This window comes from uncultured Rhodospira sp., from assembly GCF_937138205.1.
In the GTDB taxonomy this organism is placed as follows: domain Bacteria; phylum Pseudomonadota; class Alphaproteobacteria; order Rhodospirillales; family Rhodospirillaceae; genus Rhodospira.
Genome location: NZ_CAKZOT010000057.1, coordinates 37,059 through 53,397, shown reverse-complemented (window position 1 = coordinate 53,397; position 16,339 = coordinate 37,059). Strand labels below are relative to the sequence as shown.

At 64.2% G+C, this 16,339-nt stretch carries 13 protein-coding genes; 3 read left to right on the top strand and 10 right to left on the bottom strand.

Going from position 1 to position 16,339, the window contains the following annotated elements; translation table 11 throughout:
- Nucleotides 1-94 precede the first annotated feature (94 nt).
- Together Q0309_RS07605 and Q0309_RS07600 are read left to right on the top strand one after the other, a co-directional pair.
- Nucleotides 95-622 carry a thioesterase family protein gene (locus Q0309_RS07605; RefSeq protein ID WP_299439136.1) on the top strand — a complete coding sequence of 176 codons (528 nt, stop codon included), beginning with the start codon at nucleotides 95-97 and terminating at the stop codon, nucleotides 620-622.
- A 71-nt stretch (nucleotides 623-693) separates the two neighbouring features.
- A complete protein-coding gene (locus tag Q0309_RS07600) occupies nucleotides 694-3,210 on the top strand; it encodes a glycogen/starch/alpha-glucan phosphorylase (RefSeq protein WP_299439134.1) in 2,517 nt (838 codons plus the stop codon).
- A 15-nt stretch (nucleotides 3,211-3,225) separates the two neighbouring features.
- Here Q0309_RS07600 and Q0309_RS07595 read toward each other — a convergent pair whose 3' ends face one another.
- The 4 genes from Q0309_RS07595 to Q0309_RS07580 form a co-directional block, all read right to left on the bottom strand.
- Complete coding sequence (locus Q0309_RS07595) at nucleotides 3,226-4,203, bottom strand: AAA family ATPase (RefSeq protein WP_299439132.1); 978 nt, start codon at nucleotides 4,201-4,203, stop codon at nucleotides 3,226-3,228.
- Between the two features lie 131 nt (nucleotides 4,204-4,334).
- Nucleotides 4,335-5,222: a CpsD/CapB family tyrosine-protein kinase gene (locus tag Q0309_RS07590; protein ID WP_299439130.1), complete on the bottom strand. Its 888-nt coding sequence runs from the start codon at nucleotides 5,220-5,222 to the stop codon at nucleotides 4,335-4,337.
- A gap of 15 nt (nucleotides 5,223-5,237) precedes the next feature.
- Nucleotides 5,238-6,878, bottom strand: coding sequence for a Wzz/FepE/Etk N-terminal domain-containing protein (locus Q0309_RS07585; protein WP_299439128.1), 1,641 nt, complete (start codon nucleotides 6,876-6,878; stop codon nucleotides 5,238-5,240).
- Between the two features lie 123 nt (nucleotides 6,879-7,001).
- Complete coding sequence (locus tag Q0309_RS07580; RefSeq protein ID WP_299439126.1) at nucleotides 7,002-7,244, bottom strand: hypothetical protein; 243 nt, start codon at nucleotides 7,242-7,244, stop codon at nucleotides 7,002-7,004.
- Between the two features lie 452 nt (nucleotides 7,245-7,696).
- Between Q0309_RS07580 and Q0309_RS07575 the strand changes: the two genes are divergently transcribed.
- Entirely contained in the window at nucleotides 7,697-10,153 is a 2,457-nt protein-coding gene (locus Q0309_RS07575; protein ID WP_299439124.1) for a tetratricopeptide repeat protein, read from the top strand.
- 569 nt (nucleotides 10,154-10,722) lie between these two features.
- Here Q0309_RS07575 and Q0309_RS07570 read toward each other — a convergent pair.
- The 6 genes from Q0309_RS07570 to leuC all read right to left on the bottom strand — a co-directional run bounded on the left by Q0309_RS07570 (nucleotide 10,723) and on the right by leuC (nucleotide 16,257).
- Nucleotides 10,723-12,306: a bifunctional GNAT family N-acetyltransferase/carbon-nitrogen hydrolase family protein gene (locus Q0309_RS07570; RefSeq protein WP_299439122.1), complete on the bottom strand. Its 1,584-nt coding sequence runs from the start codon at nucleotides 12,304-12,306 to the stop codon at nucleotides 10,723-10,725.
- Between the two features lie 236 nt (nucleotides 12,307-12,542).
- A complete protein-coding gene (locus Q0309_RS07565; RefSeq protein WP_299439120.1) occupies nucleotides 12,543-13,121 on the bottom strand; it encodes a hypothetical protein in 579 nt (192 codons plus the stop codon).
- A 415-nt stretch (nucleotides 13,122-13,536) separates the two neighbouring features.
- Entirely contained in the window at nucleotides 13,537-14,148 is a 612-nt protein-coding gene (locus Q0309_RS07560; RefSeq protein WP_299439118.1) for a biotin transporter BioY, read from the bottom strand.
- A gap of 124 nt (nucleotides 14,149-14,272) precedes the next feature.
- Nucleotides 14,273-14,542, bottom strand: a complete 270-nt coding sequence (locus tag Q0309_RS07555) for a helix-turn-helix domain-containing protein (protein ID WP_299439116.1) — start codon at nucleotides 14,540-14,542, stop codon at nucleotides 14,273-14,275.
- Complete coding sequence (locus tag Q0309_RS07550) at nucleotides 14,535-14,840, bottom strand: BrnT family toxin (protein WP_299439114.1); 306 nt, start codon at nucleotides 14,838-14,840, stop codon at nucleotides 14,535-14,537. The genes Q0309_RS07555 and Q0309_RS07550 overlap by 8 nt, the downstream gene beginning before the upstream one ends.
- 16 nt (nucleotides 14,841-14,856) lie before the next feature.
- Entirely contained in the window at nucleotides 14,857-16,257 is a 1,401-nt protein-coding gene (gene leuC, locus Q0309_RS07545; protein WP_299439112.1) for a 3-isopropylmalate dehydratase large subunit, read from the bottom strand.
- Nucleotides 16,258-16,339: the final 82 nt, after the last annotated feature.

Genomic DNA, 16,339 nt, shown 5'->3' with positions numbered 1-16,339 from the left:
CACGTTGCGGGACCTCCCTGGGAGGGAGTAATGATCACCGGCAGGTCCCGACCGCCCGCGCCGGTCCGGACACCCCTGACCGCCGAGGTCCCGCATGGTCCATCGTTCGCCGCGCTTCCTGCCCGTCGCCCCTCGTGCCCCCGAAGGGAGCGAGCGCCATACCGAGGCCGCGGCGATGCCCGGCCCGCGCGACAGGGCCGCGTACCGCTTCTGGACCCGGGATATCGTTCGGTTCCAGGACCTCGACCGTCTTGGGCACGTCAACAACGTCTCCTTCGCCATCTATCTGGAATCCGGCCGCGTCGATTTCCTGGAGGCGCTGACGCCCGGGTCGACCGACGGCAGCGGAACCGGCTGGGTCATCGCCAGGCTGATCCTGGACTTCCTCAGCGTCGCCCAGTACCCGGCCGACGTCGACATCGGCTCGCGCGTGTTGCGCATCGGCCGGACGTCCTGCGTCATCGGTCAGGGCCTGTTCATCGGCGAGGCCTGTTTCGGCACGGCGGAGAACGTCTGCGTCTGGGCCGACACCAACGCCGGCCGGTCGATGCCCATGCCGGACCCCGTGCGGGCGGCGCTGCACACACACCTGACCGAGGATCCACGGGCACGTCACGGATGATCTCCGGCCGCAGCGGGGATAGGGTCATGGCACCGGTGGCAAGCATTCATCGGCGTTCGAGAGGGAAGAACATGGCGGACGACGCAGTATCGCGGCCAGCCCTGAAGGGCAGCGGCCCGGCGCCATCGCGAGACGATATCGACGGCCTGAAGCGCCGCCTGCATAACCACCTCAGGCATTCCCTGGGCAAGGGCGCGGTGGGCAGCACGGCGCTTGACTGGTACATGGCCCTGGCCCTGTCGACCCGCGACCTGATGGTCGAAACCTGGATGGACAGCACCTACCGCGCCTATGCTCACGACTCCAAGCGGGTCTACTACCTCTCCATGGAGTTCCTGGTCGGCCGGTCCCTGTCGACCAACCTTTTGGCCACGGGAACGCTCGACCTCGCCCGCCACACGCTGGCCGACATGGGGCTCGATTTCGAGGCCATCCGCGACTGCGAACCGGAGGCGGCCCTCGGCAACGGCGGCCTGGGCCGGCTGGCCGCGTGCCTGATGGAAAGCATGACGACGCTGGCCATTCCGGCGCACGGCTACGGCATCTACTACGACTACGGTATGTTCTCGCAATATATCGAGGACGGCCAGCAGGTGGAGTTGCCCGAACGCTGGTTGCGCCACGGCAACGTCTGGGCCTTCGACCGGCCGGACCTGTCGGTGCCCGTCCGCTTTTTCGGCCGCACCGAAACCACGCCGGGGCCGCACGGTCACCCCACCCGCCGCTGGATCGACGGCGAGGAAGTGTTGGCCCAGGCGCACGACCTGATGGTGGCCGGACACGGCTGCTGGACCGTCAACTCCATCCGCCTGTGGTCGGCCCAGGCGTCGCGCGACTTCGACCTGCGCCGCTTCAACCAGGGCGACTACATCAACGCCGTGGCCGAACAGAGCTTCTCCGAAAGCCTGTCGCACGTGCTGTATCCGGACGACTCCACCAGCGTGGGCAAGGCGCTGCGCCTGAAGCAGGAGTACTTTTTCGTTGCCGCCTCGCTGCGCGACATCGTGCGGCGCTTCCTGTCCACGCACGACGATTTCACCACCTTCCCCCGCAAGGTCGCCATCCAACTCAACGACACCCACCCCGCCCTGGCGGTGCCGGAGCTGATGCGCATCCTTTTGGACGAGCATGACCTGGGATGGGACGAGGCCTGGGCCATCTGCACCGGCACCTTCGCCTACACCAACCACACCCTGCTGCCGGAGGCGCTGGAGACATGGCCGGTGGGGCTGATCAGCGAGATGCTGCCCCGGCACATGGAAATCATCTACGAGATCAACCACCGGTTCCTGGAAGGGGTCCGGGCGCGCGCCAAGCAGCCGGACGACGCCCGCCTCGCCCGCCTGTCGATGATCGACGAGGGCGGCGGCCGCCGCGTGCGCATGGCGCACCTCGCCTTCGTCGGCAGCCACCGGGTCAACGGCGTGGCCGCGCTGCACACCAACCTGATGCGCGCCGGCATCTTCGCCGACCTGAATGCCGAGTTCCCGGGCCGCATCGTCAACAAGACCAACGGCATCACGCCCCGGCGCTGGCTGCTGTCGGCCAACCAGCCGCTGTCGGCGCTGATCACGCGGCACCTGGGCGAGCGATGGGTGGCGAGCCTAGAGGACCTGCGCGGTCTGCTGCCGCTGGCCGAGGACGCCGCCTTCTGTGAAGAGTTCCGCGCCGTCAAGCACGCCAACAAGGAGGCCCTGTGCCGCTACATCGACGCGCGGCTGGGCATCGAACTCGACCCCGACACGCTGTTCGACGTGCAGGTCAAGCGCATCCACGAGTACAAACGCCAACTCCTGAACGTGCTGCACGTCGTGACGCTGTACCTGCGGCTGAAGGAGGGCCGCGCCGGAGATACACCACCACGCACGGTCATCATCGCGGGCAAAGCGGCCCCGGCCTATCACATGGCCAAGCTGATCATCCGCCTGATTCACGACGTCGCCCGCGTCATCAACGCCGATCCGGAGACCAGCGATCGCCTGCGCCTGGTGTTCGTGCCGGACTACAATGTCTCGGTCGCCGAACACATCATCCCCGCCGCCGACCTGTCCGAGCAGATCTCGACCGCCGGCACCGAGGCATCCGGCACCGGCAACATGAAACTGGCGCTGAACGGCGCGCTGACCATCGGCACTCGCGACGGCGCCAATGTCGAGATCGGCGAGGAAGTGGGCGAGGAGAACATCTTTTTCTTCGGCCTGCCTGTGGAGAAGGCCGAGCGACTACGCCATCACGGCGGACACGATCCCTGGCGGCACTACACGGGCAACCCGGAACTCCGGGCCGTGCTGGACATGATCGGCCAGGGCGGTTTCAGCCACGGCGAGCCCGACCGCTACCGCCTGATCGTCGACAGCCTGACGCGGCACGGCGACTACTACCTGCTGCTGGCCGACTACGCCGACTACATCGCCTGCCAAGAGCGGGTCGGCCAGGCGTTCCTGGACAAAGACGAGTGGACCCGCAAGGCCATCCTCAACGTCGCCCGCATGGGCCGGTTCTCCAGCGATGTCACGGTGGCCGACTACGCCGCCGACATCTGGGGCGTGCCGGTGCAAACGGACCCCAGCGCCCTGGGGATGGCGTGACGCCAGGGGGCGGTGTCAGGATGACGTTCCGTCGGTGCCCGTCTGCACCGCCCTTGGCGCCGACCCTGTTCGCTGAGGCGATCCATAGAGTTGCCCCATCAATTGCTGCTTGAGGCTCTCGGCGGAGCCTCCCGCCGGGAGCGGTCGCAACGCGCTCAGCCCGCTTCCAAGGCGCGTCTCCGCCACCTCGAAGACGGTTTCAAACGTGACGGCCTCATGGTCGTCGCTATAGGCATAGACCAGCGCGAAATCGCACAACTGATTGATCAGGCGGGGCGTGCCGTTCGAGAAATAGTGAACGGCCGCACACGCAAGGTCGTTGAAGACGTCGCGGGTGGCCCCGGCAAGCCTTAGCCGGTGGCGGATGTAGGCCATCGTTTCCTGAACGTCCAGGGTTTCAAGGTGATGGCTAATCCCGATCCGCTGCACAAGCTGAACCAGTTCCGGCCGTTTGAGCATTTCGAGCAGTTGCGGCTGCCCCACAAGAATCACCTGGAGCACAACGTGTTCTCCGGTGTTGATGTTGAGCAGCATCCGCATTTCTTCGAGCGTATCGACGGACAGGTTCTGGGCCTCGTCGATCACCAGCACCGCGCGCTTGCCGGACTGGTAGATCTCCCGCAGGCGCGCGACGAAGCGTTCGTAAAGCGAATGATAGTCAACATCGGACCCGGGAATGCCGAAGGCCCCGGCGATCGACCGCATGATGTGGCCAAAGTTCGAATGCGTATGCGTGACGATCCCCATTTCAATATCGTCGACAATCGTCCGCGTCAGATATTGAATCAGGGTCGTTTTGCCGGCGCCGATCTCACCGGTGATGACCGACAAGGCCGTTCCATCAAGCAAGCCATATTGTAGAAGATGAAATGCAAGCTTGTGCCGCCGCCCCATGTACATGAAAGAGGCGTCGGGCTGCAATGAAAACGGCTTTCGCTGCAGTCCGAAGTGTGAGGCATACATTCGGCGACCTTTCCGCGTCTTCGTGTCCAATCAGGTGTCCGTCCGGCCAGGTCACAAGAACCATTGACCGTCCCCAACCCACCAAAGAGTCCCCGCCAAAATGGAATGGGGCATGGCGCGGCACGGCACGAACGACGACTCTGTCTGCTCCGACTGCGGATTCAGCGAGTCATACGCGTCATCCGGCTCTTCTTGACATGCTTCGGGCTCTCGGACGAGCGGTTCACAACGGTCCCGATCAGTGGATAGCCCTTGAGCAGGGTGACGGCCTGTTTCAGTTCGTGCTCCTTCGTGTGCCCCTCACTCGTGACCAACAGGCAACAGTCCAAATACTGGAGAAAAGCGAGGGCATCGTCGGTGTGCAACAGGGGCGGCAAATCGTAGATGATGACGCGGTCCTTATAGGTCTCTCGCAGTTCGCGAGACAGACCAAGCATCCGCGGCATTGTCAGGAGTTCGGACGAGCTTCTCACCGGCCGACCGTTCGGCAGCAATACGAGCCGATCGATCCCAGGGTTCACCAGGCACGCGGACAACTCGCGGCCTTCGCGCAGATACCCAAGCAGGCCCGGTTCGGGATCGATGCCGAAATACGAATGCACACTCGGTGCCCGCAAATCGAGGTCCACCAGCAGCACCGTGCGGGTCAGGATGTTCGCCAGGCTAAGGGCCAGGTTGCTGGCCACGAGGCTCTTTCCCTCCTGGCCTACGGAGCTCACGACCCCAAGGGTCCGATATCCGCGTTCCTCCATGCGGTTGAGCACCCGCGTGCGCAAAATACGAAACGTATCCGTGAGGGCGTGATCCTCCAACCCGGCGATCAGGCGCCGTTTTTCAAGTACCTTTTCGGAAATTGGGGCAACACGGGTCCTGGTGTAGGAAATCTCGGCCGGATCGGCGGCACGCCGTTTCGGCGCGCCGGCCGGGACAACCTGTGGATCCGGGGTCTCAGTCGACGTCCGTTGAGGCCAGGAGGGCAGCCCACCGCTCCGCGCCCGGGCCTCTTCAGACGAGAGCGATTTCTGAAGAGCCTTTTGGATCTTTTCCATGTTCGCCTTCCTGGCTTACAAACCCAACGCATTCAATTGGGTCTGAATCTTCCGCTCCAACACGATGTAAAGGATGTCCAAAGGCATCACTCGGGTATGGACATAGAATGCCGCTCCCGCGATAGCACCGATGATCGCCAACACAATAAAAATGCGTAACGACCATCGGACCAGCCTCTCGCGGCGTGTTGTGATCTCGGGAATCACAACGAGCGGCTCCAAACCAACCAGTTTCTCGACCTTTTTCGAACTGCGCAAACGGGTATCCAGCAATTCAGTTCCGACCATTGCCATGACACCAAGACCGGCCGACGCGACAATGCCGCCGAGCGCCACCATGATCGGAGGTATCCCTTCGCGCGACCTTGGCATCTGCGGCGGGTCGACCAGCGTGAACCGTTCCGATTTCTGGCTCAGTTCCAGGGACGCCCCCATCTCCGCGTCCAGAAGTTTCCGACGCAAGAGATTGAAATCTTGCACTGCGTTCTGATGTTCCCGCAACAATGCCTGGTATTCATCGCTGATGCGCGCGCTTTCCGCCAAACCTTCCTCAAGATCCTTGATATCCGCCTCTGCGGAAGCCTGTCCTCGCGTGATCGCCATGATCGTGCGGTTGAGCGACTCGACGCGCAGTTCCAGTTCCTCCTCGCGCACCGGGTCGCGCCCGCGACCGGCCGTGGCCGATGTCGATCCTCCGGTATTGGGGAGTTCTTCCAGTTGCGCTTCGACTTCTGCAATCTGCCGGTTCAAACGCACAAGATCTGGGTGCTTTTCAGTCACCGTTGTCGACAACGCCACTCGCTGGCTGCGCAAGCTCTCCAGCATCTCGGCAAGGCGCGCCGCCTCCGCCGATCCAGTACCACCCCCGATGGCAGGCGCATTGCGCAGGCTTTCCAATCGCGCTTCCAAGCTAGCCTTTTCTGTTTCCAGGACTTCGAGACGAATGCCGATGTCACGTCGTTGACGGCGCAACTCATCAAGCTGCTCTCGCATAAAGGGCTGTTGTTCCGGAAGTCGCCTGCCGTACTGTTTCTTCCACTCCGCAATGCGGTTCTCGAGGCGTTCCACTTCCTGTTCAGCGGCCCTTGTCTCCTGTGCAAGAAAAGCCTTTGTTTCCTGAGCTCGCTCCTGCCGCGTCCGCGCGTTCTCGCTCAGGTACCAAGAGGCAAGAACGTCGGCAATAGCCTTCGCCTTCTGCGGAGATCTATACTTGAAGCCAACGCGAAAAGCGACAGTGAATATCTGTCGACCGAAACTCTGTTGAATAAGATTGACATCGATATCATCACGCATTTCTTCTGCCAACTGGGTCAGCGTTTCGGTCTCGCGCCGCCACGAATACAGATCGTGTTCCCGAATCAAAGAAACCAGATTGTCTGTCGCAACAAATCTTTGCTTTATCAACTCGATCCGCTCAGCCGCCAGACTCCGCACCGTAGATTCAATGAGGTCAGGCGGCACGTTCGGTTGTTCGATCACAATCAGCCCGGACGACAAGTATGTCGGCGGCAGCAGTTTGGCCACGAGAAGGGACAGGCTACCGAACACGACCAACGGGATCACGAACAGCCAGAACCGCCGGAGCACCATTCGCCAGATGGCGCCGATGTCGATGTTCATTGCCTGCGGCTGTTCGTCGTAGGTGCTCGTGCTCATCGTCCGCCTTACTTGACCGGGATCCATCCCTTGTCGGGGCCCATCCCTCTTTTTTTACCTGGCGTTTGCGGCATCGTCGTGGCGTCAGATAGAGGCCGATGGCGCCCGCCCTGCAGTCACGCATCATTCAACAACAAAAGGCCCTTTCGCACGGCCGACAAACCGAATTTGTTGCAAATCGACAAACAATTCCATCGCATCCGTCGGCTCTATTCGCACTTCCATTATGGGGATCATCGGACCTTGCCGCAATCTGCATTCAGTCAGAGGCGCCTTGGCATGAACGCCCACCCGCGCGCGGACGTCGACGACGGGCGCCCGCCCCGGCGGTTGAAACACGGCGTGAACGCAGGTAGTGTCAGGCATCTTAAGCATCACTCGGGTGCTCCGGCTGGCTGAGTTCAAACTCGGTCTGTCCTTCGGGGCGCGGTGGAGCCGCCTCGGTTGGGAGGCCGCTGACCTACGATTGCCATTGTACGCGCGGGACATCGGACGGGGTTCGACACGGACAGTCTGGGGTGATGTCGGTGGACGCATCGGATCGGAACGCCTCCGTTGACGCTCGTCTGCTCATTGTTCCGCACGCACGCAAGGGCGCTGCCATTCGCCGACACAGCAGGACGCGTCGGCCGTTGCCACGTTTTCACCGCGAACTCGGACAAACACCCGAACGGCGGTGTCGCCTCACCGTCAAAGGAACCGGCGCGGACCCGCATGATGCAACACGGATTTCGGGCTCATCCGTCGGGCCTGTGCACGCCACCAAACGCGGGCCGTGCCATTTTTGGGACCGACCCAGACACAGGATCGCCAAAGCAATGGACGCTCTTTCAACGCCTGTCGCCGAGATCTTTTCCAAAGTCCGCCAGGTTCTTGGGGTTGGGATTCTTTCCCTCGTCCTCTCCCTGAGCGTCGTGGCCTGCGGCGATGCGGAAAGCCGCCAAAGCGAATACCTGTCTCGTGGCATAGAGCTCTATGAGTCGGGCGATTACGCCCGGGCAGGCGTTGAATTCCGAAATGTCCTCCAGATCGAGCCCAAGCACATTGAGAGTCGATATTATCTGGGACTGATTGCGGAACAGGACGCGGATTTCGAAAGTGCCTTTAAACTCTTTCGGACCGTTGCGCAACTTGATGAGACCCACGTTCCTTCGCGCTTGCGCATTGCCCAGTACTTGCTCCTGGCGGAGCAGGTCGAGCGGGCCAAGGACCAGTATGAAGAGTTGATGACCCTGGCGCCTGAAAACCGCGAGGTCCAAGTCCTGGGCGCCGGCATCGCCCTGAAGGAAGGCAATCTGGACGAAGCCGAGCGACTGGCCCGGGGCGTTCTCGACGCGGACCCGGCCTCCGAGGGTGCCGTCTCCATTCTGGCCGGCGTTCTCAGCGGCCGAGGCGAGCAGGATCAGGCGATCGACTTGGTCAATCAAGCGCTGGAACGCCTGCCCGACAGCGACAAGCTCCACCGGCTGTCCCTGCAAATGTTGATGGCAGCACAACGCTACGACGAGGCGGACGCAAAGTTTCGCGACATCATTGGGCGCCATCCCGAGGAGTTCGCGCCCCGTCGGGAACTGGCGCAGTTCCTGTTGCGGCGGGGAGAGACGGACGCCGCCATACAGGTTCTGCGTCAGGCCATCGAAGATGACGTCGGCGGATCCGATCCTCGGCTGCTCCTGGCAACGGTACGCGGGCGGGCAGAAGGCAGCGAGGCCGCGATCGAGGAACTGCGGGACGCCATCGCGGCGGAGCCGGATGTCAATACCTATCGGTTCGCGCTGGCCGAGGCCCTTTTCCAGACAGACCAGGCGGACGCCGCGCGCGACACATTGCGCGCGGTTATCGATCGTTCCGGTTTGGAAGAGGACGGCTTGAACGCTAGGACATCGCTTGCACGGCTCGAACTGACAAACGGCAACCGCGCCGCGGCGGAAGAGCTGATCGCCGAGGTCCTGGCGACCGATCCTGAAAACAGCGGTGCCCGATTCGTTCAGGGATCGATCAACCTGGCGGATGGAAACATCGAGGCTGCCATTTCCGACCTGCGCACCGTTCTGCGCGGCAATCCGGACAATGCGGAGGCGCTGCGCCTTCTTGCCCGGGCCGAGTTGGCGCAGGGCAACGAAGCCCTCGCCACGCAGACACTCACCCGGCTCGTCGACGTCGCGCCGGAAGACGCCGCGGCACTGGGGACGCTCGCCTCACTCCAGGCCCGCCAGGGGGACCCGGAGCGCGCCCTCGAAACCTTGAACCAAGCGTTGGAAGCGGAGCCGGACTCCCCAAATCTGTTGGCGGCCAAGGCGACACTGGCGACCGGCCAGGGCTGGGGGGACAGGGCCGAGGCGGCGATTGCGGCCTTGCGGGACCTGCCAAACCAGGAAAACCTGGCCAGCCTGCTTTTGGCGCGTTTGCGGTTCACCCAGGACCGGTTCGAGGACGCGTTCGAGGGCTTCGAAGCCGTCCGGGCCGCCGCGCCCCAATCGACGGCCGCAATTTCAGGCGGTGTCGATGCGTTGGTCGCCGCAGGCCAAACAGAGCGCGCCTTGGATCACCTGGAGGCCATCCGGACCGAACAGCCCGAGAATGCCTTCCCGGCCTCGCTGCAGGGCGATCTGTTGATGCGGGAAGGAGAGACCGAAGCGGCCAAGGCCAGTTATGCGGAGGCCGTGCGGTTGCGCCCCGATGCCCCATCGCCGTATGTCGGCCTGGCAAAGGCACACTGGGCGCTCGGCGCACAGGAGGACGCCGTGGCCACGTTGGAAGAGGGGTTGGCAGCGAACCCGGAAAACCCGCGACTCCTGGCCGAACTCGGGGGGATGTTCTCGGAACTGGAGGCGCACGGCGAAGCCCTGGACACCTTCCGGACACTGGTGGAACTGCAGCCTGACAATGCCCTGGCCGTGAACAACTACGCCTCGTTGCTTGCCAGCCTGGAGCCGGACAACACCGCCGAGTTGGAACGGGCGAAAGAGCTACTCGATCCGTTCCAACGCACCGAGAATCCGTATCTTCTCGATACGATCGGCGCGGTTCTGCTCCGCCTTGGCGATGCCCGCCAGGCCCAGGCCTTTCTGGAACGCGCTGTCGCCCTCGACAACGATCTGGCCGAAGCCCATTTCCACCTCGGCCAGGCCCACCTCATGCTGGGCGATGCCGCTGGCGCTGTGACGCACCTTGAGACGGCTGTGAACGCCGAAGAACCCTTCCTGGGGATCCAGGACGCACGCGACGCCCTTGCGACCGCGCGCGAGAGGGTCGCCGAGACGTCCAATCAATAGCGAGGGATGGCGTGTGGCTCTTGTCCTGACAAGTCAGGACAAGAGCCGATTGAAATCATGCCAAAAAACGCAATCATTAGTTCCTGGCGGAAACGATGGTATCGTGCATCTGTCAAAGCGCGTCAGAAGCCATCGACCTCTAAGTGTCTGTCCGGAAAGCCCTTATGGGTACCATGGACGGTGTTCGTTCTGGGGACCGGCACCCCACATATTGTGGTCTTCGAGACTTTCCGGACGGCCCCTCAGGATTCACATATTCGGTTGGGAAATCCCCCGAAGTTTTGAATGGTTCGAGCGATTACCCTGCCGTAGCGTCGCCACACCCTGGGCGCACCAGTCGATGAGGGTCAAGCGTGGGATATCGGCGCCGTGGCAGGCCAGGATCTCGGCCTGACGGAACAGCGACAGGTGGTCGTCGTACTTCGGCAGCGTGGCCGAGGACCTGAAGATCGCGACACACTTCAAGGATAAGCATTTGCAGCAGTTCTTCGAGGCCAATGCTTTGTCGGACCAGGTCCAGGATGGCGAACCCGGCGTCGGCTGAGCCAAAAGGCACGGGGGGCGCCGTCCTACCCCTTCCTGTTCCACGCCACCGAATACAGATCGAACCGGCGGTCGCGCAGGTTCTGCACCGTGCCGTTCTGGCGGGCGGCGGCGAGATCTTCCATGCGCAGGTCGGCGAAGGCCACCATTTCCACGTTGGGCGAGGTGTCGGCGGCGATGCCGTCGCGGGCGAACGGCATGTCGCACGGCGTGAGAATGCAGCTCTGGGCGTACTGGATGTCCATGTTCTCGACGTTGGGCAGGTTGCCCACGTTGCCGGACAGCACGACGTAGCACTGGTTCTCGACCGCCCGCGCCTGACAGCAATACCGCACCCGCAGGTAGCTCTGGCGCTCGTCGGTGCAGAACGGCACGAACAGGATCTGCGCCCCCTGGTCCACCAGATGCCGGGGCAGTTCCGGAAACTCGGCGTCATAACAGATCAGCACGCCGATCGGTCCGCAGTCGGTCATGATGGTGTCGACGCGGTCGCCGCCCTCGATGTTCCACCAGAAGCGCTCGTTGGGCGTCGGGTGGATCTTGACCTGCTGGTGCACCGAGCCGTCGCGCAGGCAGACATAGCAGATGTTCAGGATCTCGCCGGACTCGCTCATGGTCGGATGCGAGCCGCCGATGATGTTGATGTTGTAGCTGACCGCCAGCCGGCTGAGCAGTTCCTTCAGCGGCTCGGTGTAGCGGGTCAGGGTGGCGATGGCCTCGGAGGCCGGAATGCGCTGGTTCTCGATGGACAGGAGTTGCAGCGTGAACAGCTCCGGGAACACCACGAAATCGGCCCGGTAGTCCGCCACCACGTCGACGAAGTACTCGACGTTGTGGCCGAACTCCTCGAACGAGCGCACCCGGCGTTGCTGGTACTGCACGATGGAGACGCGCACCGTGCGTTGGGAGTAGCGCGGGCGCGCCGGGCGGCCGCCGCCCTGGTCGCCGCTGAACTTCGGATTGCGCCACACCAGATGCGCGGCATAGCCCATGGAGTCCTTGTCCGACGGCAAATAGCCGGACAGCACGCCGATCGGCTCGAAGCCGTTGCGCATCTGGAAGGACAGCACCGGGTCGCGCATGGTGCGCTCGCGCACCGCCTGCACATAGGCCTCGGCCGAGCCGACCTTCTTGATGCGCCGACGCAGCCCCGGCAGGCGCCCGCCGAAGACAATGCCCTTCAGCCCCAGACGCTGGCACAGCGCCTTGCGCTGGCCATACAGACGCTGGCCGATGCGATAGCCCCGATAGGCCGGATCGACGAAGACCTCCATGCCGTACAGCCAGTCGCCGTCCGGATCGTGGCGCGAGGCCAGCCCGCCACCGGTGATCTCCATCCAGGTGTGGGGGGCGAAGGCGGCCGCCTCGCCGATGCGAAAGGTGGCGCAGTAACCGACGATGCGCCCCTCGAACACGGCCACGAACTGCCCGTCGGGGAAGTTCTGCATCTGGCCGCGCAGGTGCCCGCTACTGTAGGGCGCGACGTCCGGATAGACCTTGGCGCACAGGGCGCGAATGGCCTCGATGTCGCCGATCTCCGCCGGCCGGACCACGAGGCGGGGTTTTTCGTCCGTCTTGCCATGCGATTCGGGCACCTGGTCGTCGGTCATAAAAGAAGTCCTTCTCGCGTCTGCGTATCTGAAATGCGGCCTTGGCGATAAGGCCGGCGGGTCGTTAGAAGACCGAATGCTCTTGGTGTGCCGTTTCGGCGCGAGGGTCCAAGGCGTGCTCAGCGTTCGCTGGCGCCGCCACCGATGGACTGGTGAGGGGTGCGGCATGGCGGGTCGCCGCGGGAGCGTCATCATGGCCATCGAGAACACAGCCATGCGCCCAACGGCGGTTCCGTTCAGAAATGTGTCTGCAAGTACTGCATCCCCGCGATGGTCGCGGCAATCAAGGTGATCCCGCCGACGACGATGGTGAGCGCGGTGCCCACGATGAAGCCCTTGCCGGGCTTTTCCGCGAGCCTGACATGGAGATCGGTCAGCCTGTCGTTCCACCGAACCTCGAGACCGGCTAGCTTGTCGTTCCATCTGCCCTCGAGATCAGTTAGCGTTCCACTCAATCGACCCTCAAGATTGGCTAGCTTGTCGTTCCATCTGCCTTCGAGATCAGTCAACTTCCCGTCGATCGTGCGTTCAAGATCGTTCAGCTTGCCGTCCATCTTGTGGTCGAGGTCGGCGATTTTTCCGTCAAGATCGGCACGGACCCCCTGCAATTCGGCCTTTGTCGCCGTGTGGTTCAGGCGTTCATCGATGCGCGCCAAAACGGGAACGACCGTGTCGTTCAACACGGCCTTGACGTCCCTCATGTCCACTTCAAGTCGCCCGACGCGCTCGTCCATGTCACCTCCACCGCCATCGCCACCACCGGGATGATGAACGTTGGCCAAGGGGACGACGTTTTCCCCCCTATACGTCGCCATGAGTGCGTTCCTCGACAAGCTGCTTAAGCGTGAACGTCACCGTGCCGCATCTGTCGCAGAAGTGTGCGTAGCAATCCAGTCTCGGTTCCGAGCCGTCTTCAAACGGATGGCGATCCTGTTCAGGAATCGTGACGCGAAATGTTTGTGGGCCATGCTGGGAAAGACACGCAACAAACTTATCGTGTCCGCATACATGGCATACCCTGTCCGGGGCGACGCTACTCAAAAAATCAATGTACTTTAGGGTCGACGCTTCGCCTTTCTCTTCGCCCTCCTCTTTCGGCAACTCGGTTTCCCTGCCCATATCTTGCTCCCGCGCCAACGCTTGACCTCATATCCCAAGGATGAGCGGTCCAACAGCGCTGGCCCCCGCGCGGGGGGCCAGGCCGTCGGCACAAAGGGGCGAGGGCCGTGATCAGCCGCCGCGCCGGTTCACCAGCGTCCAGGCCATCGGCAGCACCGCCGCCGCCAGCGCGATCTTCAAGGCCGCGCCCACCAGGAACGGCAGCACACCGGCGCTCCAGGCGGCCTCGGGGCCGATCAGCGTGGACAGATAGGCGTAGCCGCAGCCGAAGATGAGGGCGGTGCCCAGGGTCATGCCGCCCAGGGTGCCGACGACGGAGCGGTCCCAGCCGCGCTCGGCCAGCCAGCCCAGCACGGTGGCGGAGACCAGGAACCCGATCAGGTAGCCACCGGTGGGACCCATCATGTAGGCCAGCCCGATGCCGCGCTCCGGCGTGTTGGCGAACACCGGCAGGCCGAACGCGCCCTCGGCCAGATACAGCAGCACGGCGGCGGCCCCCAGGCGCCAGCCCAGCGCGGCGCCGATCACCAGCACGGCGAAGGTCTGCATGGTCATGGGCACCGGCCACATGGGCACCTGGATCTTCGCCGACAGGGTCAGCAGCAGGCTGCCGGCCACGGTCAGCAGAACGGCGCGCAGCACCGGCGACAGCGGGCCGGCATCGGCGCGGGTCGGCCACAGGGCCTTGGCAAGGGTGTCGTGAGTCAGGGTCGCTGTGGTCATGGGTCGGTCTCTCTCCCTGGGGCCCGGGGATCATGCGGGCCGGTTGTCGGATGGCCGGCCCGGCGGGCGGCTTGGCGGCGGATCCTAGTCGCACAGCGGGTTCGCCGCAAGCGTGGGCAGCCTGTCACGCCGCCGACAGCCAGTCGCGGATCTCGGTCGGATGCTCGTAGAGCAGGCGGATCAGGACCCGCCCCGGCCCCTCGGGCTTGGTCCGCTTCTGCTCCCAGTTGCGCAGGGTGGCGACGGAAATGCCGAGAAGGTCCGCCGCCGCCTGCTGGGTCAGGCCCAGCTTGGCGCGGGCGACGATCAGAAGTTCGCCGTCCGTCAGGGGGCGGGGGGTGTACGCGCTCCAGTCGGGATTGTCGTCCCAGTCGTCGGGGAGGTCGTCATCCATATCTTTTCTGCTCCCTGGCATTGGCCTTTCGAACGCTGATGGCTCGGAGCGTGTCGCCGCGTTGGGTCCAGACCGCGACGTGAAGGCGCCCTTGGACATAGCCGAAGGTGATGAAGCGGATTTCCCCGTATCCTCGCCGTTCGTCGGGGAACGTCACGGTTTCACCCGCCAGGACGGCCCCCAGCAACGAGAGTGAGACCCCGTGCTTTTCCTGGTTCGCGCGATCCTTGGCCGGGTCGAAAGTGTCGCGGTCGCGGCCTATGGTCAAAAAAGTACGCCGAGAGCGGAGTGCCGTCAAGCAAGCCGCTCCGCCGTCACCCCAGCTCTCGCGCGTCGGCCAGACGCCCGGTCACGGCGGCGGCGACGGCCATTTCCGGGCTCATCAGGTGGGTGCGGCCGCCGCGCCCCTGACGGCCCTCGAAGTTGCGGTTGGAGGTCGACGCGCAGCGCTCGCCCGGTTCCAGCCGGTCGGCGTTCATGGCCAGGCACATGGAACAGCCCGGCTCGCGCCATTCGAAGCCGGCCTCCAGGAACACGCGGTCCAGGCCTTCCTCCTCGGCCTGCTCCTTCACCAGGCCGGAGCCCGGCACCACCATGGCGCCGACGCCGTCGGCGACCTTGCGCCCCTTGGCCAGGGCGGCGGCGGCACGCAGGTCCTCGATTCGGCCGTTGGTGCACGAGCCGATGAACACGCGGTCGACGGGGATGTCGGTCAGCCTGGTGCCCGGGGTCAGGCCCATGTAGGCCAGGGATCGTTCGATGGCGGCGCGGCGGTTGGGATCGGATTCGGCCGCCGGGTCGGGCACGGCGGCGGTGATGGGCAACACGTTCTCCGGGCTGGTGCCCCAGGTCACCTGCGGCGCGATGTCGGCCGCGTCGATCACCACCTCCTTGTCGAACGTGGCGTCGGGATCGGAGTGCAACGTCTTCCACCAGGACACGGCCGCTTCCCACGCCGCGCCCTTGGGCGCCATGGGCCGGCCCTTGATGTAGGCGAACGTGGTCTCGTCCGGGGCGATCAGGCCGGCCCGCGCGCCCGCCTCGATGCTCATGTTGCAGACCGTCATGCGGCCTTCCATGGACAGCGCCTGGATGGCCTCGCCGGCGTATTCGATGACATGGCCGGTGCCGCCAGCGGTGCCGATACGGCCGATGATGGCCAGGACAATGTCCTTGGCGGTCACCCCGGTACCGACTTGGCCCTTGACCAGCACGCGCATGTTCTTCGCCGGGCTCTGGCGCAGGGTCTGGGTGGCCAGCACGTGCTCGACCTCCGACGTGCCGATGCCGAAGGCCAGGGCGCCGAACGCGCCGTGCGTCGAGGTGTGCGAATCGCCGCAGACGATGGTGGCGCCGGGCAGCGTGAAGCCCTGCTCCGGCCCGACGATGTGCACGATGCCCTGGCGAACGTCGGCCATGGACAGGTACTGCACGCCGAAATCGCGGCAGTTGTCCTCCAGCGTCTGCACCTGCAAGGCGCTTTCCGGGTCGGCGATGCCGGCGGCGCGGTCGGTGGTCGGCACGTTGTGGTCCGCCACCGCCAGAGTCGCCTTGGGTGCTCGCACCGTGCGCTTGGCCAGGCGCAAGCCCTCGAACGCCTGCGGGCTGGTGACCTCGTGCACCATGTGCCGGTCGATATAGATCAGGCAGGTGCCGTCGTCCTGACGCTCGATCAGGTGGCTGGCCCAAATCTTGTCGAACAGCGTGCGGGGCATGGCGCGGGGTCTCCTGTCGGGGTTCGGTGTGTCTGTTTGGCGGAGGCAAGACATGGCACGACCCCGCGCGCCGGGCAAGACG